Consider the following 468-nt stretch of genomic DNA (forward strand, 5'->3'; position numbering starts at 1 on the left):
ACATGATGAGAATCGAGCCGAGGCAGGCGGCAAAATGTATGGTGGAGAAGTAGGTCAAGCTTTGGCTGGTATGCTAGATGATGACATCGTAAATGGACGCTTTAAAGCGATGAACGTAGACGCGGCGATGTAGCAAAATATGAAAAGCACGCTAACCTCAGTTGCTATCCAAAACACACTTTCAGCACTTGGCACAACTATATCACCCCTTGGTGTAGCTCCGATAGCTGGGCTGATTAACGCACTTGTAACTGAAGTCTTTGAAATGGCGGTAGGGCTTGATAATAGATTTGGTTTTGGTTGCGATCTAAACGCAGTAGTATGCAACACAGCGGTTTATAACCGCCCTATGAGTCTTGTCGAATTTTTGCAAGATACGTTTAGCGGGTGGTTTGGCATACCTGATCCACTGATAGGACAAACGTACTACAACGGCAACGTAACTGGAGTAAGGGGTGGCCAACAATT

Annotated in this window: 1 protein-coding gene; it reads left to right on the forward strand. The window is 45.7% G+C overall.

Annotated elements, in window-relative coordinates:
- Window positions 1-139: 139 nt before the first annotated feature.
- The coding region (locus tag CYP26_RS05975; RefSeq protein WP_141090087.1) for a hypothetical protein at window positions 140-468 on the forward strand (329 nt) is incomplete at its 3' end.

The organism is Campylobacter concisus (assembly GCF_002913225.1).
In the GTDB taxonomy this organism is placed as follows: domain Bacteria; phylum Campylobacterota; class Campylobacteria; order Campylobacterales; family Campylobacteraceae; genus Campylobacter_A; species Campylobacter_A concisus_J.